26 protein-coding genes and 1 pseudogene are annotated in these 25,454 nt (G+C 63.7%); 19 read left to right on the forward strand and 8 right to left on the reverse strand.

The window, feature by feature from the left end:
• The first annotated feature begins 211 nt into the window (after positions 1-211).
• A complete protein-coding gene (locus X727_RS161680; RefSeq protein WP_023686329.1) occupies positions 212-865 on the forward strand; it encodes a TetR/AcrR family transcriptional regulator in 654 nt (217 codons plus the stop codon).
• A gap of 24 nt (positions 866-889) precedes the next feature.
• Positions 890-1,921, forward strand: coding sequence for a histone deacetylase family protein (locus tag X727_RS161675; protein ID WP_023725145.1), 1,032 nt, complete (start codon positions 890-892; stop codon positions 1,919-1,921).
• Between the two features lie 87 nt (positions 1,922-2,008).
• On the opposite strand, the gene X727_RS161670 is transcribed toward X727_RS161675, so the two are convergent.
• On the reverse strand, positions 2,009-3,202 hold the full coding sequence (locus X727_RS161670) for a TMEM43 family protein (RefSeq protein WP_023744235.1): 1,194 nt from the start codon (positions 3,200-3,202) through the stop codon (positions 2,009-2,011).
• A 60-nt stretch (positions 3,203-3,262) separates the two neighbouring features.
• A complete protein-coding gene (locus X727_RS161665) occupies positions 3,263-6,169 on the reverse strand; it encodes a pitrilysin family protein (protein WP_023833556.1) in 2,907 nt (968 codons plus the stop codon).
• A gap of 507 nt (positions 6,170-6,676) precedes the next feature.
• On the opposite strand from X727_RS161665, the gene X727_RS161660 reads away from it, so the two are divergent.
• Together X727_RS161660 and X727_RS161655 are read left to right on the forward strand one after the other, a co-directional pair.
• Positions 6,677-7,387 carry a helix-turn-helix transcriptional regulator gene (locus X727_RS161660; protein WP_023683473.1) on the forward strand — a complete coding sequence of 237 codons (711 nt, stop codon included), beginning with the start codon at positions 6,677-6,679 and terminating at the stop codon, positions 7,385-7,387.
• Positions 7,384-8,154: a helix-turn-helix transcriptional regulator gene (locus X727_RS161655; protein WP_023683474.1), complete on the forward strand. Its 771-nt coding sequence runs from the start codon at positions 7,384-7,386 to the stop codon at positions 8,152-8,154. The genes X727_RS161660 and X727_RS161655 overlap by 4 nt, the downstream gene beginning before the upstream one ends.
• A 31-nt stretch (positions 8,155-8,185) precedes the next feature.
• Here the strand turns inward: X727_RS161655 and X727_RS161650 are convergent, their stop codons facing one another.
• Genes X727_RS161650 through motA form a run of 6 tightly spaced genes read right to left on the reverse strand, consistent with a single transcriptional unit; the run spans position 8,186 to position 13,037 of the window.
• On the reverse strand, positions 8,186-8,623 hold the full coding sequence (locus X727_RS161650) for a hypothetical protein (RefSeq protein WP_023671756.1): 438 nt from the start codon (positions 8,621-8,623) through the stop codon (positions 8,186-8,188).
• Complete coding sequence (flhB, locus tag X727_RS161645) at positions 8,620-9,702, reverse strand: flagellar biosynthesis protein FlhB (RefSeq protein WP_023683475.1); 1,083 nt, start codon at positions 9,700-9,702, stop codon at positions 8,620-8,622. Before flhB ends, X727_RS161650 begins: the two co-directional genes overlap by 4 nt.
• Positions 9,703-9,715: 13 nt before the next feature.
• Positions 9,716-10,732 carry a flagellar motor switch protein FliG gene (locus X727_RS161640; RefSeq protein ID WP_023683476.1) on the reverse strand — a complete coding sequence of 339 codons (1,017 nt, stop codon included), beginning with the start codon at positions 10,730-10,732 and terminating at the stop codon, positions 9,716-9,718.
• A gap of 38 nt (positions 10,733-10,770) precedes the next feature.
• Positions 10,771-11,160, reverse strand: coding sequence for a flagellar motor switch protein FliN (fliN, locus tag X727_RS161635; RefSeq protein WP_023683477.1), 390 nt, complete (start codon positions 11,158-11,160; stop codon positions 10,771-10,773).
• Positions 11,161-11,193: 33 nt separating this feature from the next.
• A complete protein-coding gene (locus tag X727_RS161630; protein ID WP_023683478.1) occupies positions 11,194-12,126 on the reverse strand; it encodes a FliM/FliN family flagellar motor switch protein in 933 nt (310 codons plus the stop codon).
• 35 nt (positions 12,127-12,161) lie between these two features.
• Positions 12,162-13,037, reverse strand: coding sequence for a flagellar motor stator protein MotA (gene motA / locus X727_RS161625; protein WP_023671751.1), 876 nt, complete (start codon positions 13,035-13,037; stop codon positions 12,162-12,164).
• Between the two features lie 144 nt (positions 13,038-13,181).
• On the opposite strand from motA, the gene X727_RS161620 reads away from it, so the two are divergent.
• From X727_RS161620 to X727_RS161555, 15 genes and pseudogenes are all read left to right on the forward strand, one after another.
• On the forward strand, positions 13,182-14,993 hold the full coding sequence (locus X727_RS161620) for a DUF1217 domain-containing protein (RefSeq protein WP_023686338.1): 1,812 nt from the start codon (positions 13,182-13,184) through the stop codon (positions 14,991-14,993).
• 7 nt (positions 14,994-15,000) lie between these two features.
• Positions 15,001-15,726: a flagellar basal-body rod protein FlgF gene (gene flgF, locus X727_RS161615; protein ID WP_023671749.1), complete on the forward strand. Its 726-nt coding sequence runs from the start codon at positions 15,001-15,003 to the stop codon at positions 15,724-15,726.
• Between the two features lie 4 nt (positions 15,727-15,730).
• Positions 15,731-17,152, forward strand: a complete 1,422-nt coding sequence (gene fliI, locus X727_RS161610; RefSeq protein WP_023751306.1) for a flagellar protein export ATPase FliI — start codon at positions 15,731-15,733, stop codon at positions 17,150-17,152.
• Positions 17,139-18,005 carry a hypothetical protein gene (locus X727_RS161605; RefSeq protein ID WP_023673646.1) on the forward strand — a complete coding sequence of 289 codons (867 nt, stop codon included), beginning with the start codon at positions 17,139-17,141 and terminating at the stop codon, positions 18,003-18,005. The genes fliI and X727_RS161605 overlap by 14 nt, the downstream gene beginning before the upstream one ends.
• Before the next feature lie 85 nt (positions 18,006-18,090).
• Positions 18,091-18,471: a flagellar basal body rod protein FlgB gene (flgB, locus tag X727_RS161600; RefSeq protein WP_023683310.1), complete on the forward strand. Its 381-nt coding sequence runs from the start codon at positions 18,091-18,093 to the stop codon at positions 18,469-18,471.
• A 2-nt stretch (positions 18,472-18,473) separates the two neighbouring features.
• Positions 18,474-18,890 (forward strand): flagellar basal body rod protein FlgC, encoded by a 417-nt coding sequence (gene flgC, locus X727_RS161595; RefSeq protein ID WP_023686341.1) that lies wholly within the window; start codon positions 18,474-18,476, stop codon positions 18,888-18,890.
• The gene (locus X727_RS161590; protein WP_023737680.1) at positions 18,890-19,225 is read left to right on the forward strand and encodes a flagellar hook-basal body complex protein FliE; all 336 of its coding nucleotides are present in this window, start codon (positions 18,890-18,892) and stop codon (positions 19,223-19,225) included. Before flgC ends, X727_RS161590 begins: the two co-directional genes overlap by 1 nt.
• Positions 19,226-19,237: 12 nt before the next feature.
• Positions 19,238-20,026, forward strand: a complete 789-nt coding sequence (flgG, locus tag X727_RS161585) for a flagellar basal-body rod protein FlgG (protein WP_023673650.1) — start codon at positions 19,238-19,240, stop codon at positions 20,024-20,026.
• A gap of 6 nt (positions 20,027-20,032) precedes the next feature.
• Entirely contained in the window at positions 20,033-20,560 is a 528-nt protein-coding gene (gene flgA / locus X727_RS161580; RefSeq protein WP_023737678.1) for a flagellar basal body P-ring formation chaperone FlgA, read from the forward strand.
• A complete protein-coding gene (locus X727_RS161575; protein ID WP_023833557.1) occupies positions 20,557-21,798 on the forward strand; it encodes a flagellar basal body P-ring protein FlgI in 1,242 nt (413 codons plus the stop codon). The genes flgA and X727_RS161575 overlap by 4 nt, the downstream gene beginning before the upstream one ends.
• 9 nt (positions 21,799-21,807) lie before the next feature.
• Positions 21,808-22,383, forward strand: a complete 576-nt coding sequence (locus tag X727_RS161570) for a MotE family protein (RefSeq protein ID WP_023833558.1) — start codon at positions 21,808-21,810, stop codon at positions 22,381-22,383.
• Entirely contained in the window at positions 22,380-23,084 is a 705-nt protein-coding gene (flgH, locus tag X727_RS161565; RefSeq protein WP_023673654.1) for a flagellar basal body L-ring protein FlgH, read from the forward strand. Before X727_RS161570 ends, flgH begins: the two co-directional genes overlap by 4 nt.
• A gap of 17 nt (positions 23,085-23,101) precedes the next feature.
• On the forward strand, positions 23,102-23,602 hold the full coding sequence (locus X727_RS161560) for a flagellar basal body-associated FliL family protein (protein ID WP_023686347.1): 501 nt from the start codon (positions 23,102-23,104) through the stop codon (positions 23,600-23,602).
• Positions 23,599-24,340: pseudogene (gene fliP / locus X727_RS01000000164375) on the forward strand (flagellar type III secretion system pore protein FliP). Before X727_RS161560 ends, fliP begins: the two are co-directional and overlap by 4 nt.
• 210 nt (positions 24,341-24,550) lie before the next feature.
• Complete coding sequence (locus X727_RS161555; protein WP_023683303.1) at positions 24,551-25,435, forward strand: flagellin; 885 nt, start codon at positions 24,551-24,553, stop codon at positions 25,433-25,435.
• Positions 25,436-25,454: the final 19 nt, after the last annotated feature.

Genomic DNA, 25,454 nt, shown 5'->3' on the forward strand with positions numbered 1-25,454 from the left:
GCTGGAGCGGCGTTATCGGACGAAAACTGATGCCAGTGCGCTGTTTCGAAATTCCCCTTGTGATCTCTCAAAACAGCGTGGATAAAAGAATGCGACTAATTATTCGCGTTTGTCAACGTGCCGAATTTCGAATGTATTGTGGACAACACACCACGCCAATGTTGAGACCGGGACCTGTGTTGAAACCGGCAGGGAACGAAGGCATCAATCCGTGAAGCGCAGTCTCAGCCGCGAAACCAGGATGGCGCTCGAACCGCGCAAGCAGCCGCGGCAGGAACGGTCGAGCAAGGTGGTCGACCGGATACTCGACGCGGCTTTGATCCTGACGCGGGAGCAGGGAACCAAGACGCCGACGACGCTCGCCATTGCCCGGCGCGCGGGCCTGTCGGTCGGTTCGGTCTACCAGTACTTTCCCAACAAGGAAGCCATTCTCCTCGACCTCGCCCGGCGCTGGCTGTCGTCGTTTCCCGAGGTGATCGCCAGGCGCATCGAGGTCACCCCACCCACCAACCGCGACGAGTTTCGGCAGGAGGTGCGCAAGCTCTTCATCGATACCTCCAGAATATATCTCGAAAACGCCACCCTGATGCCGGTGATCGAGGCGATATCCGGCAATGCCGACCTCAGGCCGATCCAGGACGAATATGACGAGCAGATCATCGCGCTTTACGCCGCGTGGCTGCAGCATGTGAACCCGGCCCTTGAAGACAAGATCGCCAGCCGGCTCGGCGTGCTGATGATGGATGTCGGGCACGCCTGCCGGCTTGTGGGGTTGAAGCGGGATCGCAAGACATACGACCTCATCGAGGACGATGTGGAAAGAATGTGGCTCGCTTTGGTCACCCCCTATCTCAACCTTGACTGATTTCGCTATTTCGAGAGGAAATTCATGAAGACTGTCTATTCGCCGCTTCATACCGGCCATGCCGGCCAGATGGAACTGGTCACGTCGGCAATCGTGCCGGGTTTCGAAAAGCCGTCGCGGGCCGAGTTCATCAAGGCGCGGGTCGAGAGCGAGAAGCTGGGGCCGATCATCGGACCGGTCGAGCACGATCTCACAGCCGCCAAGCGCATCCACAAGGCCGACTATATCGACTTCCTGCCGACCGTCTGGCCGGCGTGGAAGGCCGCCGGCTTCGAGGGCACGGCGATGCCCTTCACCTGGCCGACGCGCGGCCTGCGCGGCGACGTGCCACCCAAGCGCGTCGACGCCTTGCTCGGCTACTATTCCTTCGACGCCGGCGCCACCTTCGTCGAAGGCACATGGACCGCGATCAAATCGTCCTACGACGTGGCGCTGACGGCGGCGGCCTTGGTCAAGGGTGGCGAGCGGTCGGCCTTCGCGCTCTGCCGCCCGCCCGGCCATCACGCCGGTGCCGGGTTCATGGGCGGCTACTGCTACATCAACAATGCCGCGGTCGCCGCGCAGTGGTTCCTCGATCAGGGCGCAAAACGCGTCTCGATCCTCGACGTCGACTATCACCACGGCAATGGCACGCAGGAGATCTTCTATGAACGCGCCGACGTGCAGGTTCTCAACCTGCATGGCGATCCCATGGTGGAGTATCCGTTCTTCCTCGGCCATGCCGATGAACGCGGCGCCAGCGCCGGCGAAGGTTTCAACGTCAATTATCCCATGCCCTTCGGCACCAATTGGGACGCCTGGAACGCCTCGCTGGAGGATGCCTGCGCCAAGCTCGCCGCCTACGCCCCCGATATCGTCATCGTGTCGCTCGGCGTCGACACCTTCGAGAAGGACCCGATCAGCCAGTTCAAGCTGAAAAGCCCGGACTATCCGAAGATCGGCCATCGCATCGCCAAGCTCGGCCTGCCGACGCTGTTCGTGATGGAAGGCGGCTACGCCGTCGAGGAGATCGGCATCAACGCCGTCGGCGTGCTCACCGGCTTCGAGGACAAATAGGAAAGCAATTCCAGGATAAGTGTGAGGCGGTTTTCCGGCCGGAATTGCGCCAAGGAGATATGGGGCGGCTCCGGCCGCCCCGACCATCTAGGCGGCCGCAGCCGGGTTGGGTGCAACCACCGGAACGGCTGGCCTTCGCAACCGGCCGATGCGGTAGACAATCACCGCCGCAATCACGCCTGTCGCCAGGATGGCCACCGCCAGCAACGGCCGGTACCAGAACCAGGCAATCGCAATCGTCACCGTGCCGACCAGGATCGCCAGGACGAAGGCGATAATGCCGGTACCCATCCGCGCCATGCTGCCGAGGAAGGGTATGACATCGAGGATCACCCCGATCGGGCTGAGGAACAGCGCAAAGCCTATGGTCAGCAACAGCAAGCCGGCGCCGCGCAGCAGCCAGGTGATCAGCGTGTTGGCGCTGACGGCGTCGGCGAACATCTTTTCGGCCGGGACGTTGCCGGTGTCGACCATCAGCAGCGCATCGCCGGCTTGCGTCTGGTAGGGCTCGAAGCGGCTGTCGGCCTGGCGCGCGATGATGCTGATCACGCCCAGCGGCGCCAGTTCGTAGCCGATGCGATAGTCGCCCAAAGCGGGCGTCGTGTTGTCATTGCCGAGAAAAATCTTGCCATCGACGATGCTGAGCGGTTTCGTTCCGGTATAGGCAGCCTTTATCGCCGCCGACTGGTCGGCTGAGAGCGAATAGTCCTTGTCACCCTCGATACGGTCCAGCACTGGCGTATCGAGATCGAAGGCGACAAGCTTGCCCTCAGGAATCTGGAAGGTCCGGCCGTGGATTTCCATCGGCGGATTCTGGTGGCCGTCCGGCTTCTTGAAGTCCGACGAGTCGATCTGGCTGTCGTCCCACACCTTGGAATAGCTGTAGGTGGTCACCGTCTCTTCGCCACCGCCGAGCTTCTTGGTCGTCTCCGACTTGGACTCTTCCTTCCACTGATACATCTCGACACTGCGCGACAGCCGCAGCCCTTGCGTGGCGATGCCGAAATCCGGATCCGCCAGGCCGCTGTCCGCCGTCACCAGTCCGCTGACATGAACCAGCTTGCCGTCATTGGCGGTATCGACGCTGTCGGCGCCGACCGAAACCACCGCTCCAGAACCTTCGGCCAGCGAGCGCGCCGTCTGCACGGCGCGGCCTTCGTTCCAGAACAGCCCGATCACCATCAGCACGATCAGGATAAGGCCGAAGATGACCCCGCCGACCGCGCGCTTGATCCGCCCGAACCACGAGACGGACGTTACTTCCCGAAATGAATCGCTCATCGTTTCCCCGAAACAAAGTTGCCCAAGATTTAAACGCGGCCGGCGGCCGCCTCGTATCGATCAGTCGGCGTGGATCTGCGCGCCGCAATCCCTGTCGCCGGCGCAGGCGTGCACCGCGCGTGTCGTGCCGCCATCGCCAACCCGCCACGGCGAGGCAGACAGCGGCGCCTGGCGATTGCCCCCGAGAAGATCGAGCGCCCGCATCGCCGTGTCTTCGCCAGCCTCGTCACGCTTGACGATCTCGACGTCCTTGAGGCCGATCGCGGCAAGCTGCGGCATCACCACATCGGGGTCGCCCGCCACCACGATCAGCGACGGATCGAGCGACGCCAGGGCCAGCGCCTGTTTCTGAACCGCATCGAGCGTCAGCTTTGTGCGCGCCGCCATGCGGGTTTGCTGGTCCTCCAGCGTCGATCCGCTGCCGACCGCGCCAATCAGCGAGGAGAACAGACCAGCCGACGTCTCGGCCGATCCAGCCAGCGCCCGGCGATAGACGGTCACCGTGCGGTCGACCTCGTCCTGCGCTACCGGCAAGGTTGTCAGGCCGGCAAATCCTTTCAGGATTTCGGTAATCGCCGGCCCGGTGTTGGCGCGCTCGACGGTGGTTGCCACGACCAATCCCGAGCCGGCCTTCATCGGGCTCATCAGATAGCTCGACACGCCATAGGAGTAGCCCTTCTCCTCGCGGATCACCGAATTCAGCCGGCTGGAGAAATCGGCGCCAAGCAGGTTGGAGACCGCGGTCGATTCAGCGCGCTCGCTCTCGTCGGTGCCGGGCGCCGGCCGCGCCACGAACAGCGCCGACTGGCTGGCGCCGGGTTCGGGCACCAGCAGCACTTTCTGTCCCCCGTTGAAATGCGCCGCCGGCGACGGCTCGACGGCATAGCCGGCGGTGTCGCTTGTCCACGCGCCAAATGCTTTTTCAAGGCTGGCGGCGACGGTCGCGACCGGCATCGGGCCGACGCTGTAGAAGGTCACCGCCTTCGGCGTGAACTCCGCCTTGAATGCGTCCCTCGCCTCGTCGAGCGAGATCGAGGCCAGCGCCTTTGCCGACCAGTCCACCGCTGCCTTGCCCGGCACCTGCGGGATCAGCGTCGCCTTTGCCATGCGGCCGGCAACGCCGGGCAGATCCGCCTCGCGGCCGTTTAGCCAGTCGACCGTCTGCGCCATCAGCACCGTCCATTCGGTCTTGTCGAAACGAGGCTTCAGTACCGCGTCGGCGAGCAGCCCAATACCCTGGTCGAGCTTTTCCGGCGGCACGCCAAGCGTCATCATCGTGGCCAGCGTTCCGGCCTGGTGGCTGACGCCGGCGCCGATGTCGCTGGCCGCCTTGGCGAAATCAGCCGAGCCGCGATCGGCGGCCCCGCGTGTCGCCATGCTTGCTGCAAGCTCCAGCAATCCCTCCTTGCCTTCCGGCACGCTGTTCCAGCCGCCGGCGGCACTGGCCGCGACATAGACCATCGGCGCTTCCGGCATTGTGTAGTGGACGAGTTTGATGCCATTCGAGAGCGTCGCCGTTTCCATGGCGGGCAGTGTTGCCGAAGGCGCTTGCCCGGCCGCATGCTTCGGAATGTCGATCGCCGCTCGCTCCGGCGCGGTGAACGGCTGCGGTGTGCCGGACGAGCCGATCAGTGCATCGGGATAGCCGCCGCGCGGGCCGGGCTTCAGCACCAGCACGCTGGCGTCTTCCGGTTTCAACAGCCGCTTCATCGTTGCCTCGAGATCCGCCACGCTGGCGTCCTTCACCCGCGGGTCGTCGACCAGCGCGCTCTGCGCATCGCCGAGCACGTCGGCATTGTAGGAGACGACGCCGGCGCGATCCTTCAATGCTTCGCTGCCGAGCCGCGCTGCCTGCAAGATGCCGGTGCGCGCACGCTCGACATCGACCGGATCGAGCGGGGTCTTCAGGAAATCCGCAAACGCCGTTTTCATCGCGCTTTCCAGCGCTTCCGGCGCCACATCTTCGGCGGCACCCGCCTCGAAGGTAAAGCGGCCACCGAGCAGACCGCCGGTCCAGCTCGCGCTGGCATAGGTGGCAATGCCCAACTGCGAAACCAGCCGGTTGCGCAAAAAACCATATTCGCCGTTGCCGAGCAGTTCGGCGGCAATGCTGAGCGCACCATTGTCGGGCGACTGCGCCACCGGGCCACTGAAGCCGACCACAACGATGGGGCTTGGCACGCGATCCTCGAGCACCAGCTTGAGCCGGGCCTGCGTCGGTTCCGGCACGGCGGGCCGCGCCACATCGGCGCCGCGCGCCACGCGGCCGAACGTGTCGGCAATCAGCGCCTTGGTGTCGTCGATCTCCAAGTCGCCGACCAGCACCAACACCGCATTGTTGGGCAGATAGTAGCTGTTGAAGAAACCCCTGACATCGTCGAGCGTCGCCGCATCGAGATCGGCGACCGAGCCGATGACCATGCGGCTATAGGGATGCGGCTTCGGGAACAGCCCGGACCAGAAAGCTTCCCAGCCGGATGCGCCGGCCTTGTCGAGCACGTTCTGGCGCATCTCGTTCTTGACCACCGAGCGCTGCAGATCGAGCTTGGCCTGAGTCACCGAGCGGCCGAGATTGGCCATGCGGTCGGCCTCCAGCGACAAGATCATCGGCAGTGACGACGACAGCCCGTCGACGTAATAAACCGTGCCGTCTTCGGTGGTCCAGGCATTGATCTCGTTGCCGAGCGCGGCGTGCGCGCCGAACACGTTCGGCCAGGCCGGCGTGCCGGAAAACATCAGATGTTCGAACAGATGCGCAAAGCCCGAGCGTCCCGCGGGTTCATTCATCGACCCGACGCGGTAGCGCAGGTTCATCACCACCTTCGGCACGCGATGGTCGGGCACCAGCACCACCTGCAGCCCGTTGTCGAGCGCATAGGTAACGGTCGGCTCAGCCTTGGCGGGCGCTGCCATGCCGGCAAGAGCCGCAAGCACCACCGTGAACGCCAGGAAAACCTGCTTCATCATGACCCCCGATGCTGATGGCCGCGAGCAAGCGCCGCCAAATCCGCCGTATGACCGAAGGGATGCCCACCCCTGCCGGCTGCCGAGACCCTATCGGAATCGATCGGCCCTCGATACGGCAGTATCGCAACACCCTCTGGCTTTTTCGTGTCGGCGTTTCAGGCCTTTTGCGGCGGAAAAGGCCGCGAAAGCAGCCCCTGAGTCGCTTGAGTCCAATAATATTGATTTTGTCAAATCGCGTTTGATGTCGGATTCATCTGCGGGTAGATTAGACCCGAATCAGCCGGTCCTTGGGGGGCGCGGCGACCACCCAAAGTCTCAAGTTCCGGCCAATGACCGGCACCAGACGCGGACGGCTTCGCGTTCCCTGAATGGATTCGGCGATCAGCGCGACCGCCGCGCCGTGTGAGTGCTTCGTAAACGTGATGCGTCTTCAAGTTCGGCCGCTGCTAACCCCAGCGTCCGGGCTCAAGAAAAGACTCCGGCCATGACATACAACCAAAGCATCCAATGAGCAGTTCCGCCGCGCTTCTCCAATCCGATACGTTAGGCTCGCGCCTCGAATCGCGCGGCGATCTCACCTCCTTTTTCATGCAGCTTGCCGCCGAGATCGGCGCCGACAGCTACATGCTCGTCGCCATCGTCCACGACCAGGACCGCAACGACGCCCGCATCGTCTCATCCAACTGGATCTTCGACGCCATTGAACTGATCGGCAAGCGGCTGATCGCCGGCCTTGCCCAGGGACCGCTGACCGTTGCACCTGGCATCCGCCCGAGGCCCCTGGTCGCCGCCGCGGCACCCGACGCCGGCGGACTGCTCACAGGCGAAGAGGCGCGCCTGCTCGACGTGCTTGGACATGCCGAAGTCTATTCACTGCGGCTCAATGTCGGCCGCCAGCGGCTGTTTGCGCTTTTCTCGGCGGCCGAGGCCGGCAGTATCGACCAGCCGGCGCTGATGAAGGCTCAGTTGAAGTGCTGTTACGCGCTGTCCGCCATCCCGCAATTGATCGCCGCCGTCGCCATGCAGGACCCGCTGTCCGACCGCGAGCGCGAATGCCTGTTCTGGGTGTCTGAAGGCAAAACCACCGATGAGGTCGCAGTGATCCTCGGGGTCTCGTCCAACACCGTCAACAGCTACATCACCCACGCCATCCAGAAATTCGCGGCGTCGAACCGCGCGATGGCCATCGCCACGGCGATCAGGAGCGGCATCATTTGAAACATGCTGACATCAAGGCGGCGGCCGAAGCCCTTTTCAACGAGCAGCGCAATCCGTTCGGCGCCTTCTCCATCGGTTCCGAGACGCACCATGCCGTTACCATCCCGGACGCGGTGCGCCGCTGCCGCTGGATCGCCGTCGACATCAACGCGTCGGCGTTTGGCCTCTACTTCGTCAGCCCCTCGCCGGAACGGGCGCGCCTGGTGCCGAGCTTCGATTCCGACTATCCCGCCACCGCGGTGACAACCAAATTCATTGCCGGCGCCAACGGTGAGGAGATGGTTCGCCACAGCGGCGCCTCGACAGCGCCGCGCTGGTGGGCCGATGACGGCATCGCCGGCTCGGACGCCGTCTTCAAGAACCTCGCCTGGGCGGAGCGGACGGAGCCGCTGGCGCCGGGCACCAACGGCATTGGCTTTCCCGTCCATGCCGATCGCGGCCATTGCGGGCTGGTGGTGTTCCTCGGCTCGACGATCGCTTTGCCGGAGGACACGCTCTACGAAATCCACGCCCGCTGTTTTTCGCTGTTCGCCGCCGTCGCCCGCATTCGTCCGAACGATGCCGGCCGGATGCGGTCGATCTCCAAGCGTGAACTGGAGTGCCTGAAGCTGACCGCCAACGGCAACACCAGCGAAGAGATCGCCAGGCTGTTGAAGCTGTCGGTCCACACCGCCAACCAGTATCTCACCCAGTCGACGCAGAAGCTCAACGCGGTCAACCGCAACCAGGCGGTGGCCAAGGCGCTGCGGCTGGGGCTGATCGAGTGATCGCGTCTGGCAGTTGGAGTAAGACAAAAGATCAGCGATAGGCGAGCGGCTCGGTCCTGCGGATTCGCGCCTCTTCGATCACCGTCTCCAGCAAAGCGGTGTTGTGCTCGGGGTCTTCCCCGGGCTTTTCGAACGACACATAGTTGACCGCGACCGAAGACCTCTCCTCGCTCAGCGTCAGCTGGAAATAGACGGTGACGCCCGGCGGCCGAAGCTCGAGATCGAGCACGATGCGCGGGCTGCCGCTCCAGTCGACATGTGCCTCTCCGCCATGGCCGAGCCTGAGCGTGCCTGGGAGGAAAAAAAGCTCCACAGCCGAATCCACCAGATCCGACAGGCAAGCGAAATGCTCGAGCCGGATGAAGGCGATGTAGTCGGCGACGTCGATCAGCCGCAACTCGTCGACCACCTGCTCGATGGCCTTGGCGACGATGAGTTCGCGGGATTTTGCGTGCGGTTGGCGGTTCATGAAATTTGTCTCCGCTCAGCCTTTTTGGAGTAGACGATCCGCACCAGTTCGGCGACGGCCTGGTAGAATTGCGACGGGATCACGCTATCAACCGAAACTTGCTTGTACATGGAGCGGGCGAGCGCCACGTCCTCGAAGATCGGGATGTTGTGCTCCTTGGCAATCTCGCGAATCTTGAGCGCCACAAGGTCCTGGCCCTTGGCCAGCACCATGGGTGCTGAATCCTCGTCGCGGACATATCTGAGCGCGATGGAAAAGTGCGTCGGATTGGCGATGATCAGCGTCGCGCGCGGCACCGCCGTCATCATCCGCTTGCGCGCCCGGTCGCGCGCCAGCGAGCGCAGCCGCGACTTGATGATCGGGTCGCCCTCGGACTGCTTGAACTCGTCCTTGACCTCCTGCTTGGTCATCCGCAGATCCTGCTTCCAGTGGAAGCGCGACCAGACGACGTCGACCGCCGCGATCAGCCCCATGACGAAGACGATCGCCACCAATATGTCGACGGTGATGCTTTTGATGACGAGGCCGAAAGCGACGGGGTTGGTGATCATGCCGGCCAGGAGCTGGCGGTAGTCCTGCGATAGCGTGAAGTAGAGCACGATGCTGGCGAAGCCGAGCTTGCCCAGCGATTTCAGGAACTCGACCCAGCCCTGAATGCCGAACATCCTGGTCCAGCCTTTGGCTATCGAGATGCGCGACAGTTGCGGCCGGATCCGCTCGCCGACGACTTGCGGCATGTTCTGCAGCACCGAGGCGCCGATGCCGGCCACCACCAGCAGCACCAGCAGGCTGACGACGGCGTTGCCTATTTCCATCATCACGGTCTTGTAGAGCGCGATGACGTCGGTCTCGGTGTCCATCGGCCACGCCTCGGGCTTTTCCAGGAACATCGACAGGAACATGCCGAGATCAACGACCGCGTCCTTGGCGTAGAAGACGGTGAACACCAGTATGGCGATGAAGGACGCCAGAAGTGCGGCCTCTCGCGAATGGGGCAGCTTGCCCTGTTCGACGGTGTCGCGGATCTTCTTTTCGGTCGCGTCTTCGGTTTTGGAGTCTTTGTCCGCCGCTTCAGCCATTCAGCGCTCGGCGTTAAGCCGCTTCGCTCTGCTGCGATGAGGGCAGTTCGAAAGCCCCCTCGCGCGAAAGCCGGATTGTCGCCACCGCGATGTTCTTGCGCGCCGTCATGATGTCGGCAAGCTGAATGCCTTCCGAGCCCTGGCCGAGCTCGGACTCGATCATGCGCCGCGACCGTGCGCCGATCGCCGACAGCACCGATTCCGTCAATGCGGGCGCCGCACCGCGCAGCGCCAGCGTGATCAGTTCGGTCGACAGCCCGTCGAAAAGGAGTACCCTCGCCTTCTGCGTCAAAAGCGGCAGATCGTCGAAGGCAAACAACCTGGAGCGAACACCGCCGAGGTCCGGCGTGCCGGCCTCTTCCAGATCCTGCATGACCTCTTCCAACTGAGGCTTGTCCATCTCGTTGAGCATACTGGCGACGCGCGCCTGTCCCGCCGAGATATCCTTGGTCGCGGTCTGCGCCAGCACGCTGGCGCGCAGCTGGTTCTCGATGATCCTGGTGGCCGCGTCCGGAATGGTCGCCATCGTCACCATGCGCTTGATGATCTCGCTGCGCATCGGCTTTTCCATGGTCAGCAAAATGTTGGCGGCGGCTTGCGGCGCAAGCTTCGACAGCACCATGGCCGCGGTCTGGGGATGCTCGGCGGCAAGGAATGTGCCCAGACGCGTCGGTTCGAGCTTTTCCAGCTCCGGCCAGATCGGCGGTGGCCCTTCCGGCGCAACCTCGAAGCGCTTGTCGCCCATGATGGCGCTCATCTCTTCGGGCGACAGCGATTCATTGAGGATCGTGTCCATCCGGTCGGCGGAATCGAGCAGGCCCGCACCTTCGGTGAACTCGGCCTCGAATTCGGCAACGATGCGTTCGAGGTCGCTTTGCGGAATGGTGCGCAGCAGCCGCGCCCCTTCGATCAGTGCCTTCAGTTCTTCTTGCTTGAAGAATTTCAGCAGCCGGCTGGCCGAAGGTTTGCCCATCGCCACCAGGATGGCGGCGGCCTTTTGCGGGCGCGTGAGCGTCACCGGCGTCGTCATGGCATCCGCTCCTGCTGAGACCGCATGTCATTCATTGCTCAAGCGCCCTTGGTCGCCGCGATAATTTCGGTCAGCCTGATGCCAAAGCGCGACGGATCGCTTTCCAGCACGGTGATCTCGCCGCGCGCGATCTTGCGGCCGTTGACCACGACATCGACCGGTTCGCCGATGCGCCGGTTGAGCGCCACCGTCGAGCCCTTCTGCAGCGCCATCAGGTCCGACACCGGCATTTCCGTACTGCCGAGGATGATCTGCACATCGACCGGGATGCTCATGATGATGTTGGAATTGGCGCCGGACGTGGCAGCCCGCAAGGCGGCGTCGGGGCGCTTTTCCTCCTCCTGGAGGACGCCGCGCAATTCCTCGATGGCGCGGTCGAGCTGTTCGTCCGGCTGGTCGATATTGGCTTCCACCTTGGTCTTGGCCATCAGTCGTCTCCAAATGCTTGGGCTTGCCCGGCGTCAGCCCGGCATGAGCCCATCGATAAAATCCTGACCGGCATCGTAAGGATGCCTGATCCGGACGGTGTAGTTCTGCCCGAGTTTACCGAACTCGCAGACAAACAGCGTCTTGTCGCGCGCGCTCAGCTTGGCCTGCGACTGCGCGGTTTCCTCGAACTCGATGACCTGGCCTGGCTCGAAACCGGCGAGATCGCCGAGCGTCAGGCGGGCCAGCGGCATGGTCGCTTCGAGCGTCACCGTCGAGCGCATCACTTCTTCGGAAAAACGTGCCCGCCAGTCGGAGGTCGTGCCTTCGCTGTCGTGGACATCGGCGATACCGCGTGTGGCAAGCAGAATGCGCTGCGGGATCATCACCGTGACCGTTCCGCTGTCGGTCGGCGTCGAGATGCCGAAGACGATGCGCACCGCCGCGCCATCGCGCAGCACGCGACGCTTGGCTTCGCTGCCCGAAAGCGCCCGCGGCACCGGCAGCCGCAGCTCGAGCGAGCGCCGGCCCGATCCGTTCAACGCCTGCGCAACTTCCTGGAAGACCGTGGTCGCGACATCGGTCTCGATCTGCGACAGAGCGCGCTCGATCGGCGAAACCGGCTGATCCGGATCGCCGCCGAACAGCGCGCACACCATCACGGCGATGGCCGGCGCATCAGCCACCAGCGTCATCGCATCCGAAGACGTCGGCGATGCTATGATGGCCATGGCAAAGGCATCGCCGGCATTCGTGCGGGCATCGGGAACACGGCTGATCTCGACCGCGCGCAGGTCGACGGTGACCGGTGCGCCGAGTTCGCCGGCCAGGCTCTTCTGCAGCAGCGGCAGGGCGCGCTCGCCCATCGAGCGCCCGGTGCCGATGACATGAGCGGCCTCACCGCTGTCACCGACCAGACGCTCAATGATCAGCGAGCGGGCTTGCGAGGGGCTGCCAGGACTTGTCATGACGGCGTGCGGTCCTGTCTGTCGTCATGCATGGCTCAAGCCGCTTTCTTCTCGGCGGAAGCTGTGTTCATCGTGCTTTGCTCGACGGCATCGATCGTCGGCCGCTCATAGGACGAGATGGTCTTGCGACCGAACTCGATCGCCACCTGCGGCAGGGCGCCGTTCATGTAGGCAAGCAGCGTCTGCTTGACGATGATATAGAGGCGGTTCTTCTTCTCGCGCACCGTCTTGATCTTGGTGGCGACCGGCCCGACCACCGCATAGGACAGGAAGATGCCGAGGAAGGTTCCGACAAGGGCAGCGCCGATCAGGCCGCCGAGGATTTCGGGCGACTGGTCGAGCGCGCCCATCGCCTTGACCACGCCGAGCACGGCGGCGACGATGCCGAGCGCCGGCAGACCATCGCCCACCGCCACCAGCGCATGGTAAGCCTTCATCTTGTCGGACTTGATGGTCTGGATTTCCTCGTCCATCAGCGCCTCGATCTCATGCGAGCGGGCATTGCCGATGATGATGATGCGGCAGTAGTCGCAGATGAAATTCGTCAGGTCGTGGTTCTTGAGCACGGTCGGGAACGCCTGGAAGATTGCCGACTCCTCCGGATTGTCGATATGCGCCTCGACCTCGCTGCGCGACTTCGAGCGCAGTTCGCGCATCAGGCTGTGCAGCACGCCCAGCGTCTCCAGATAGTCGCGCTCTTTCGGCACCGCCTGCTTGAACGCTTCGAGGATACCCCTGCCGGTGTCCTTGACCGTCTTCATCGGGTTGGCGACGAGAAAGGTTCCAAGTGCGGCGCCACAGATGACCACCGCTTCCCAAGGCTGCATCAGCACATGCAGATGGCCGCCCATCGCCATGAAGCCGCCGAGAACACAGCCGAGCGTCACCACAAGTCCGATCAGAATGCCCACGCCAGATCCTTCCGCATCACGTCAGGCCTAACCGATAGCCCCCGTGCCTTGTGTGAGGCTTGAATCATGCAAGGTGAGGCGATTCAGCCTCGCGCAAGCAAGTCCGCATAGTCTTGCTTTTGAAGCTGCGACCGGAGGCATGTCGTGTTGAGCACTTTTACCAGCTACCAGCTCATCGCCAGGGACATCCCCAAGGCGATCGACCGCATCGAGGCGGAGCCGATCACCAAGCGCGACACCGACTACTATCTCGCGAACATCGGCAGCGTGAAATCGATCGACGATTTCGTCAAGAACGACCGGCTGTTCAAATATGCCATGAAAGCCTTCGGTCTCGGCGACATGGCTTACGCCAAGGCCTTCATGGTCAAAGCCCTGAAGGAAGGGGTGTCGGATTCCGACAGCTTCGCCAACAAACTGAGCGACAAGCGTTATGCCGAGTTCGTGTCGGCCTTCAATTTCGCCGCACTTGGCGCTAATGCCACGAGCTACAATTCGGCACAGCAGGGCGTGACCAACAATTATGGTCTCCAGGTCTCGGTCGGCCCTTCGCAGAACGGCTTCACCTACTACAAGGGCGAAACCTCGTACTACCTGAGCAACATTTCCAACGTAAAATCGATCGACGACCTGATGGGCAACGATCGCCTGCTCACCTATGCGATGGCCGCGTTCGGCCTGGACGCCGACGCCGAGCCGGCTGCGACCGTGCGGGCCATGCTGGAAGGCGGCGTCACCGACCCGAACAGCCCCGCAAACACGTCGACAAACAAGGGCTATGCGGCTTTCGTCGCGGCTTTCGACTTTGCCCAATATGGCGACCAGGCTACGGCGCGCGACGCCGTCCAGCAGGCGGTGCCGAAGGCTGTGATCGGCGGAACCGGACTGTTGCTCGTCAAGCCGACCGCGCAATACATCAAGGGCGAGGCCGACTACTACGCAGCCAACATCTCCAAGGTGAAGTCCATCGAAGACCTGCTGAAGGACAAGCGCCTGCTGACCTTCGCCATGGCTGCCTATGGGCTTGATGCATCGACCCAGACGACGAAGCAGATCCGCACCATGGTCAATGGCGGCGTCACCGATCCGTTGAGTCCCGCCAACCTGTTGACCGACAAGAGCTACGCCAACTTCGTCAGCGCCTTTGATTTTGCCCAGTATGGCGATCAGACGATCACGCGCGACGCGGTGCTGAAGACCACGCCGAAGCTCTACACGACCGAGTCCAGTCTTGGCCTCATCAAGCCGAATGCGGACGCCGTCCAGGCCGAGACCAGCTACTACCTCGCCAACATCACCAAGGTGAAATCGGTCGACGACCTGATGGCCGACAGCCGCCTTTATAACTATGCTCTGTCCGCAAGCGGGCTCGATCCGGCGACCACCAACAAGGATCTCGTCCGTGATGTCCTTGAGGGCGGTGTCCGCGATCCCGCCAGTGTCGCCAACAAGCTCTCCAACAAGGCCTATGCCAGGCTCGCCACCTCGTTGAATTTCGAGGCCTACGGCGAAGCGGCAACGACCCGCAGCCCGTCGCAGCAGCCGGTGGTCGACAAATACATGCGCCAGACCCTGGAAGAAGACGCCGGCAAGACCAATGAGGGCGTGCGGTTGGCGCTCTATTTCGAGCGCAAGGCCTCGACCATCACCAACTGGTACGACGTGCTGGCCGACACGGCCCTGGCCAGCGTGGTACGCACCGCCATCGGCCTGCCCGATTCCTTCGCTGCCGCAGATATCGACAAGCAGGCGCAGGCCTTCGACGCAAAGCTCGACCTCACCGATTTCACCGACCCGGCCAAGCTCGAGAAATTCCTCACCCGCTTCACCAGCCTTTGGGAAATCAATCATCCGACCTCGACCGCCCAGACATCGATCGGTGTGCTGTTTGCGCAGCCGACCACCGTCGGCATCTCGACCGATCTGATGATGGCCATGCAGAAACTGAGATTCTGAGAACACCATGCAGGACAGCCTTTACGTCGCCCTTTCCTCGCAGATCGCGCTTGAGCGCCGTCTCGACACCATCGCCGATAATGTCGCCAACGCCTCGACCATCGGCTTTCGCGCCACCGGCGTGAAGTTCGAGGATGTCGTCTCCGGCAGCGGCCCCAAATCGGTGTCCTTCGCCTCCTCCGGCAAGACCTATTTGTCCGGCGCGCATGGCGCGATGACGCAGACCGGCAACCCGTTCGACTTCGCCGTCCAGGGCGATGCCTGGTTCGGCATCGACACCCCGGCCGGCACCGTGATGACGCGCGACGGACGTTTTTCGATGAACGAGAACGGCGAGTTGATGTCGCTCGAAGGCCATCCGGTGCTCGACGCCGGCGGTGCGCCGATCCAGCTCGACCCGCGCGACGGCCCACCCAAGGCGGGCGCCGACGGCTCGCTGCGCCAGGGCGACAAGCTCGTCGGCGCCATCGGCCTGTTCAATTTCGATCCCGGCCCGAATTTCGTCCGCTACGGCAATTCTGGCATCGTGCCCGCGCGTGCGCCGGAGCCGGTCACCGACCGTTCCGATCTCGGCGTCGCGCAGGGCTATGTCGAGGAATCCAACGTCAATCCGGTGCTGGAGATGACGCGCCTGATCATGGTCCAGCGCGCCTTCGAGAACACGGCGGCGCTGATGCGCCAGACAGATGCCTCGACCGACGACGCCATCAAGACGCTCGGCTCCAAGTCGTAGCAGCATGTCGAGCAGCAAATCATCGATACGCGCGCTTGAACGGCAACCGGAGACAGCACCGGAAAACCGGCTGGCTGCGCTGGAGCGGATCTGGCGCCGCTTCGATGACACCGAGACGTTGCTGCGGCGCGGCGGCCGTGTTTCGGAGGTTTCGCCAACGCATTACAAGGTGCGCGGCCTGTCTGAAGTCGCCAGGCTTGGCGACCTCGTCGAACAGCGCGGCAATGCCGGCACGCGCCGCGGCGAGATCGTCAGGATCGGCCGCGACGAAGTCGTCATCGCCCCCTTCGAACGCAGCGCCGACGCCGGCATCGGCGACGCCGTGTTTCGCCGCGGCCCGCTGACGGTAACGCCGCTTGCCTCGTGGCGCGGGCGCGCCATCGACGCGCTGACCCGCGTCATCGATGGCGGCCCGCCGCTGATCAGGATCGGCGAGGCTGCGAGCGGCGACGGCACCACGCCCGGCGCCATGGCGCGGCAGCGCGTCGGCACCGCCTTCACGACCGGGGTCAAGGTCATCGACATCTTCACGCCGCTCTGCCTCGGCCAGCGCCTCGGCATTTTTGCCGGTTCCGGCGTCGGCAAGTCGACGCTGCTCGCCATGCTGGCCGGCGCCGACGCCTTCGACACCGTGGTCGTGGCGCTGATCGGCGAGCGCGGCCGCGAGGTACGCGAATTCCTCGAAGACACGATCGGCGCAGAGAGCATGGCCAAGACGGTCGCCGTCGTCGCCACCAGCGACGAGAGCGCCATGATGCGCCGGCGCGCGCCGGATACCGCCATGCGCGTTGCCGAACATTTTCGCGACCAGGGCCATCGCGTGCTGCTGGTGCTGGATTCGATTACCCGCTTTGCCCATGCGCTGCGCGAGGTGGCGACCGGCACCGGCGAGCCGCCGGTCGCCCGGGGCTATCCCGCTTCGGTTTTCACCGACCTGCCGAAGCTGCTCGAACGCGCCGGACCTGGCGCTGAAGGCCCCGGTATCAAAGGACAGGGATCGATCACTGCCATCATCTCGGTGCTGGTCGACGGCGATGACCACAACGACCCGGTCGCCGATTCGGTACGCGGCATCCTCGACGGCCATGTCGTGCTCGACCGCGCCATTGCCGAACAGGGCCGCTACCCCCCGGTCAATCCGCTGTCGTCGATCTCGCGCCTCGCCGACAAGGCATGGAGCCCCGAGCAACGCATGCTGGTGACCAGGCTGAAATCGATGATCTCGCGCTTCGAGGACACCCGCGACATCCGCCTGCTCGGTGCCTATCAGGGCGGCGCCGATGCCGAGCTCGATATTGCCGTGCGCCAGGTGCCGCTGATCTACGAGGCGCTGACGCAGTCGCCCAGGGATCGCGCCTCGAGCGACGCATTCTCCGACCTCGCCCGTCATCTGAAAGGCAAGCAAAGTGTCGATGCAGGAGACTGAGCTTCAGTACACCGAGCGGCTTTTGCGCGAGATGATCGCAGAGGCCAGTGCCGCCGAGGAAGCCCGGGCCAACGAAGCGAGAGCTGTCAGGGCAAAGGCCGATCTCGACAAGGCCGCCAAGGCTGAGGCCATTCTGGCCAGGGCCGCCAGGCCATTCTTGCCCAGGGTAGCCAGCGTAGTCGAGTCCACTGTGCCTCGCTTGGCCGAGCCTGCCTTGCCCAGCGTCGTCAAGCCTGAATTGCCAAGGACCCCTCGCGCCGGCCCCAAAGAAGCGATCGAGACCAGTCGTGACTCGCTTCTCGACGGGCTGTTCCCGGTCACCGAATGGCCGCAGCCGCCAAGGCCGCAATATCCCAGGCTCGACAAGAAATCCGACCGCCGCAGCGATATCGTCTTTGCCGCGCTCGGCATCACGCTTGGCCTGATCTGCGCGCTGTTTCCCTGGTATATCTTCTTCAATCAGGACCAGTTCGGCGTGCAGGCGATCAAGTTCGGCGGCAGCGGCACCAATGCAGGGCGGGTCAGCGGCGGCTCGCAGATGGAGAACAGCGGTCAGCCGCTGACGGCAAACGATGTTCCCGATGTCGACCTGTTCGCCACCGGCACGCTGCAGGACCCCGAGGACAAGACCCAGCCTCCCGGCGTCGACGAGCAGCCCTTCCCGGCGGACGCCAAATTTCGCATGGTTCATGTCGCCAATGGCCGCGCCATGATCGAGGACGATGCCGGCCTGTGGATCGTCCAGCGCGGCTCGAAGCTGCCCGATACCAGCGTCGTCTCGTCGATCGAGCAACGGGGCGGCAAGTGGGTCATGGTCACCAGCACCGACCAGGTGATCGAACTCTCCAAATAGCGGCACACCGGATTTACCCCCGAGCCGCGCAAGGTCCGCGCAAGACTGGCAGCCTAGTCTTGTACGTACCAGCCCGGAGATCCCCATGGAGCCCGTCAATCTTTTCGATCTCGCCGCCAAGCAGTCGCAATGGCTGTCGGTGCGCCAGTCGGCCATTGCCGGCAACATCGCCAACGTCAACACGCCGGGCTACACCGCCGGCGATGTCGAGCCGTTCGAGAAGGTGCTCGACCGCACGGCAGTGTCGCTGACCGCCACCCAGGCAGGCCACCTCGGCACTGCCGCCACTAATGCCGGCTTCACGGTCAAGCCAGAAGAGACGACCGGCGCCATCATGCCCTCGAAGAACACGGTGGTGGTCGAGAACGAACTGATGAAGGCCGGCGAGGTCCGCCGCTCGTTTGAACTCAACACCGCGATCGTCAAGGCCTTCCATTCGATGATGATGATGGCGGTGAAGAGCTGACCATGGACGCCTTGACCTCAGCCCTCAAGATCGCCGCGTCCGGCCTCAGCGCCCAGTCTGACCGTTTGCGCGTCGTTTCGGAAAACCTTGCCAACGCGCAGTCGACCGGCAACACCCCGGGCGCCGACCCCTATCGCCGCAAGACCATCAGTTTCGTCTCGGAACTCGATCGTGCCTCGGGTGGCACGACGGTTGAGGTCAACTCCATCGACCGCGACCCCAGCGACTTTCCCGTCGAATTCCAGCCCGGCAACGAGGCCGCCGACGACAAGGGCTACGTCAAGATGCCCAATGTCAACGTGCTGGTCGAGATGGCCGACATGAGCGAAGCCAACCGCTCCTACGAAGCCAACCTTCAGGTCATCAAGCAGGCGCGTGATCTGATCTCCATGACCATCGACCTGATGAGGAACCAGTAATGATCAGCGGCATTGGCGGTATCGGATCGCTTCCCCTCAAGCCGGAGATCGGTGGCGCCGATACCACGACCGACCTGTTCCAGGGCACCAAGGCGCCGATGGCCGGCAGCGAAATCGGCACCACCTTTGCCGAGGCGCTGAGCCAGGCCGCCTCGAAGACCGTCAACACCTTGCAGAATGCCGAGCAGGTGTCGATCCAGGCACTCAGGGGCGACGCCGATACCCGTCAGGTCGTCGACGCCGTCATGAGCGCCCAGCAGGCCCTGCAGACCACGATCGCGATCCGCGACAAGGTCGTCTCCGCCTATCTCGAAATCAGCCGTATGGGCATCTGAGGAGAACTTGCCGTGAAAGCACTCGCCATCGCAGCGACCGGCATGAATGCCCAGCAGACAAATCTGGAAGTCATTGCCAACAACATCGCCAACATCAACACCACCGGCTACAAGCGCGCGCGCGCCGAATTCTCCGACCTGCTCTACCAGGTCGACCGCACGCAGGGCGTGCCCAACCGCTCCAATTCATCGCTTGTGCCGGAAGGCGTGTCGATCGGCCTCGGCGTCAAGACGACGGCGGTGCGCAACGTCCATACGCAGGGCGAACTGACTTCGACCGGCAACAGTTTCGACATGGCGCTGACGGGCCGCGGCTGGTTCCAGATCGAGGGCGGCGACGGCGGCACGCTCTACAGCCGCGCCGGCGCCTTCAATACCAACGCCACCGGCCAGCTGGTGACCGTCGACGGCGCCAATGTCATCCCGGCCATCACCGTGCCGACCGATGCCATCGAAGTTGTCGTCAACAAGACCGGCCAGGTCTTTGCCCGCATCGACGGCCAGACCGACCTCCAGCTGCTGGGCCAGCTGCAGCTCGCCAACTTTGCCAATGAAGCCGGCCTGGCGCCGCTCGGCGACAATCTGTTCCAGGAGACGCCGGCCTCCGGCCCGGCCAATGTCGGCGTGCCCGGCGATCCCGGCTTCGCCTCGGTCGAGCAGGGTTATCTCGAGGCCTCCAACGTCGATCCGGTCAAGGAAATCACCGAGCTGATCTCGGCGCAGCGCGCCTATGAGATGAACTCCAAGGTCATCCAGGCCGCCGACGACATGGCCTCCGTCGTGTCCAAGAACATCAGGTAAGGTTTGATGGTCTCTCCGGCCTCCCGCTCCGCGCTTTGCCGCACCGCGCTGATGCTCGCGCTGGTAGCCGGCGGTGTGCCGGCGTTTGCGCAGGAAGCGGCAAATCAGGAGACCACCACCCAGGTCGCAAGCAGTCAGGCAACCGGCGAGATCGTGCTGATCCCCAACCGGGTCATCTATCCCGGCGAGATGATCGACACCGGCGCGCTGAAGCCGGTGACGCTGCTCCCCGGCAAGCACAGGCCGGATGCGGTCGCCACGCAGGCCATGGAACTCCAGGGCAAGGTCGCCAAGCGCACGCTGCTGCCCGGCCGCTATATCCCGGTCGCCGCCATCCGCGACGCCTGGCTGGTCGAACAGGGTGCCGCCGTGCAGGTCTATTTCATCGCCGGCGACCTCACCATTTCGGCCACGGCGGTGTCGCTGCAGCCGGGTGCCGCCGGCGATTTGATAAAGGTCCGCAACACAGACAGCGGCAAGATCTTTTCCGGCACGGTGATGGCTGACGGCACCATCCGGGTCAGCGCGTCATGAGACGCGGAGCTGCCCTTCTGCTCGCGGCCGTTGTCGGCCTGCAGCCGGCGCTGGCCGACGGTCTTACGCCGAAGCAAAAGCGCGATCTTGCCGGCCAGAATGGCGGCGCCTTTGTCGATCCCGAATACGATCCGGCCACCACCAACCGCATGTTCAGGGTCTCCAACGGCCCAAGCTCTCTGCCACCCGGCCAGGTCGCATCGCGCATCAAGGACATTGCGCAGCTGCAGGCTTCGCGCGACAACCAGCTCGTCGGCTACGGCCTCGTCATCGGCCTCGCCGGATCGGGCGACAGCCTGCGCAATTCGCCCTTCACCGAACAGTCGATCCGCGCCATGCTCGAAAATCTCGGCATTGCCACCGAAGGTGGCAGCGCGCGGGCCAAGAACGTCGCCGCCGTCATCGTCACCGCCAACATGCCGCCTTACGTGCAGTCTGGCGCCCGCATCGACATCGACGTCTCCTCCATGGGCGACGCCACATCGCTTGCCGGCGGCACGCTGATAATGACGCCACTGAAGGCGGCCGATGGCGAGATCTATGCTGTCGGGCAAGGCTCGGTCATCGTTTCCGGCTTCACTGCCCAAGGCGATGCCGAAAAGCTGACGCAGGGCGTGCCGACGGCCGGCCGCGTGCCCAACGGCGCCATCGTCGAGCGCACTGTGCGCGCCGAATTCGAGGACCAGGCGCTGCTCACCTTGCAATTGCGCAACCCCGATTTCTCCACTGCCGTCCGCATCGCCGACGCCATCAACGGCTACACCTCGCAACGCTTCGGCATGCGCATGGCGGCGGAGCGCGATGCACGTACCGTGCAGATCAGGCGGCCGAAGAATGTTTCGGCGGCGCGCTTCTACGCCGAGATCGAGAATTTGGTGGTCGAGACCGACACGCCGGCACGCGTCGTCATCGACGAACGCACCGGCACCATCGTCATCGGCAACGAGGTCAAGATCTCGCGGGTGGCGATCAGCCACGGCACGCTCACCGTGCGCATCACCGAACAGCCGAAGATCGTCCAGCCGGAACCGTTCTCCAAGGGCGTGACAGCGGAGGAACCCTTCACCACCATCGATGCCACGCGGCCTGACGCCCGCGTCAATGTGCTCGACGGACCGAACCTCGAAACGCTGGTGTCGGGCCTCAACCGTCTCGGCGTCAAGCCGGACGGCATCATTGCCATTTTGCAAGGCATCAAGTCGGCCGGCGCTTTGCAGGCCGATCTGGTTCTCCAATAGGCCATACCGATGATCGATTTCTTTTCCCAAAAGCAGCACCGCCGAAGCGCAGCCTTGGCAGCTTGCGTCATCGCCGCCACCGTCCTTGCCGGCGGCACTGTTCGCGCGGAAAAAGCGGTGCGGCAGGTTCTTCCTGGCGGGCAACAGCCGGCGGCAGTGCAGCAGCTGGTCCGCGAGAAGGTGCCCGATGAAAGCGAGATCCAGCGCTTCTGCTCCAACATCGCCGACGCCGCCCGCGACCGCCGTTACGCGCTGCAGGCCGACGAGTTGAAGCAGTTGCAGGCTGGCATCGACCAGCGCATGAAGGCGCTGGACGACAAGCGCGCCGAATACGAGCAATGGCTGAAGCGGCGTGAAGTTTTCCTGGCCCGCGCCGAGGATGGCGTCGTCAAGATCTATGCCGGCATGAAACCGGATGCCGCGGCCGAGCGCCTGGCCATGGTCAACACCGATCTCGCCGCCGCCATCCTGATGAAACTCGATTCGCGCAAGGCCGGCGTCATTCTCAACGAAATGGACCAGAAGGCGGCAGCCACGCTCACCGGCATCATGGCCAGCGCGGCGCGAAGGGTAGACCCGTCATGAAGTCGCATATACTCGCCCTGGTCGCCACCGCTTCACTTGCCGGCTGCGCCTCCGACCCCAGGGAGATCGGCAGGGAGCCGGCGCTGTCGCCGGTTGGCACCGGCATTACCGGCAGCGTCAATGCGCCCTACTCCTATCCCGAAACGCCACCCGCGCCAGTGAAGAAATTCTCGCTGTGGGATGATCGCCAGAGCCGGTTGTTCACCGACCCACGCGCGCTGCGCGACGGCGACATCCTCACCGTCAGGATCAAGCTCAACGACAAGGCCAACTTCAAGAACCAGAACGACCGCAGCCGCACCGCCGGGCGCAAGCTCGGCTATGACGTCAACCTCGGATGGGAAGGTGCCACCACCAGCGGCAAGGGCGACGCGGGGCTGAGCTCCACCACCGAAACCAATGCGGACGGCGAAATCAAGCGCTCGGAGAACCTCGAGCTCAACGTCGCCGCCGTCGTCACCGAAGTCCTGCCCAACGGCAATCTGATGATCCGGGGCTCACAGGAGGTGCGCGTCAATTACGAGCTCAGGGTGCTGACCATCGCCGGCATGGTGCGTCCATCCGATATCGGCGCTGAAAACACCATCTCTTATGAACGCATCGCCGAGGCGCGCATCTCCTATGGCGGCCGCGGCCGCGTCAGCGAAATCCAGCAGCCCGCTTACGGTCAGCAGATCCTCGACCAAGTCCTCCCCTTTTAGGACTGGAGAACGGCGCCGTGGCAAATGTCGAACAGGTTCAGCAAAAAAAGGGCCCGTCGCTTGTCATCCAGCTTGCGATGCTGCTGGCGATGACGGGCGCCGCGATCGGCATGGGCTGGATGTCCGGCGGCTATCTGAAGGGCGTCGGGGGACCGGTGCCGGTGCCCGCCGCGCCCGAGAACCAGTCCAACGCCGAGCAACCGAGCAAGGCGGCCGAACATGCGCCCGGCACCGGGCCGACGCTTGTCCAGCTGGCGCCGATCACCACCAATCTGGCTTCGCCTGCCGACACCTGGATAAGGCTGGAAGCGTCGGTGGTCTACGATGCGCCGCAGCCGCCGGAACTTACCGAAAGCATTCACCAGGACCTGCTTGCCATGGTCCGCACCCTGAAGATGCATCAGATCGAAGGCGCCAGCGGCTACCAGCATTTGAAAGCCGACCTCGAGGAGCGCGCCGCAATCCGCAGCGGTGGCCATGCCAAACAGGTTCTGATCAGGACATTGCTGCTCGAATGAGAAAACTCGTCCTCGCCGCCGCGATCGTCGTCGCCGCCACCTCTGTCGCCGCCGCCCAGCAGCTCGATCTCGGCGGCATCGGCAAGGCCGACGGCGCCACCNGGCGCCACCGTCGGCTATATCATCCAGATGTTCGGTCTGATCACCGTGCTGTCGGTGGCGCCGGGCCTGTTGATCATGGTGACGAGCTTCACCCGCTTCGTCATCGCCTTCTCGATCCTGCGCGCCGGCATCGGCCTGCAGTCGACGCCGGCCAATCTGATCCTGATCTCGCTGTCGCTGTTCATGACCTTCTACGTCATGGCGCCGACCTTCGACCAGGCCTGGAACACCGGCGTCAAGCCGCTGATGGACAACCAGATCAGCCAGACCGAGGCGTTCGAAAAGATTTCGGACCCGTTCCGCACCTTCATGCTGCACAATGTCCGCGACAAGGACTTCGACCTGTTCGCCGATCTCGCCCGCGAACGCGGCCAGGTCGTTGCCAGGGACACCGTCGACCTGCGCATCCTGGTGCCGGCCTTCATGATCTCCGAAATCCGCCGCGGCTTCGAGATCGGCTTCCTGATCGTGCTGCCGTTCCTCGTCATCGACCTGATCGTCGCCACCATCACCATGGCCATGGGCATGATGATGCTGCCGCCGACCGTCGTTTCGCTGCCCTTCAAGATCCTGTTCTTCGTCCTCATCGACGGCTGGAACCTGCTTGTCGGCAGCCTGGTGCGCTCCTTCACCTGACCGTCCGCGCGCCGTTGGCGCCTTGCTAAAGTTTTATGCAATATATTTCCGGTTAACCGTCCCGTTTAGCCCTTTGGTAGGGACTTGCCCGCATATTGCTCGCAGATGGCGGGTGATCGGGTCTCACGATCATTGGCATGATGCCGCTCCGTCATACCGGAAAAGCCGGTATGTCAAAAACACCCTGTAAAAATCAAGGTACGAGTAGCCATGTCCAGTATCATGACGAACGCCTCGGCGCTGACCGCGCTGCAGAGCCTGAACAACACCAACAAATCCCTCGAGCAGACGCAGGCCCGCATCTCGACCGGCTACCGCGTTGCCACCGCTTCCGACAACGCCGCTTACTGGTCGATCGCGACCTCGATGAAGTCCGACAACAAGGCCAACTCGGCCGTGCAGGACGCCCTCGGCCTCGGCGCCGGCAAGGTTGACACCGCCTACACCGCCATCAACGACGTCAAGGACCAGGTCGACCTGATCAAGACCAAGCTGGTCACTGCCCGTAGCGCCTCGAAGGAAGACCAGCAGAAGATCGCGACCGAAATCAACGCCATCCAGGCGCAGATCAAGTCCTCGGTCGCCAACGCCAACTTCGCCGGCTCGAACCTGCTGCAGAACGACGCTGCCGCTGCGTCCGACCTGAAGATCGTTGCGGCTTACAACCGTACCGGCGCGACCGTCACCATCGACACCATCGACGTCAAGGCAGCCGATACGCAGGTTCTCGATGTCGCCGGCACGGGCGGCATCGTCGGCGGCCTGCTCGCCGCTGCCTTCTTCGACCCGAGCACCACGGCGGTTACCCCCGCCGCCATCGACACCGCGCTCGGCACTGTTGAAACCGCGCTTGCCAAGCTGTCCACCGGCGCTGCCTCGCTCGGCGCCGCCAAGTCGCGCATTGACACCCAGAAGAGCTTCCTGTCGAACCTGTCGGACTCGATCGACAAGGGCGTCGGCGCGCTGGTCGACGCCGACATGAACAAGGAATCGACGCGGCTGCAGGCCCTGCAGGTCCAGCAGCAGCTCGGCATCCAGGCGCTGTCGATCGCCAACGGCAACTCGCAGTCGATCCTGTCGCTCTTCCGCGGCTGATCTCTCGACATTACGACTG

Origin of the sequence: Mesorhizobium sp. L103C105A0, from assembly GCF_000502215.1 — a bacterium.
Classification (GTDB): domain Bacteria; phylum Pseudomonadota; class Alphaproteobacteria; order Rhizobiales; family Rhizobiaceae; genus Mesorhizobium.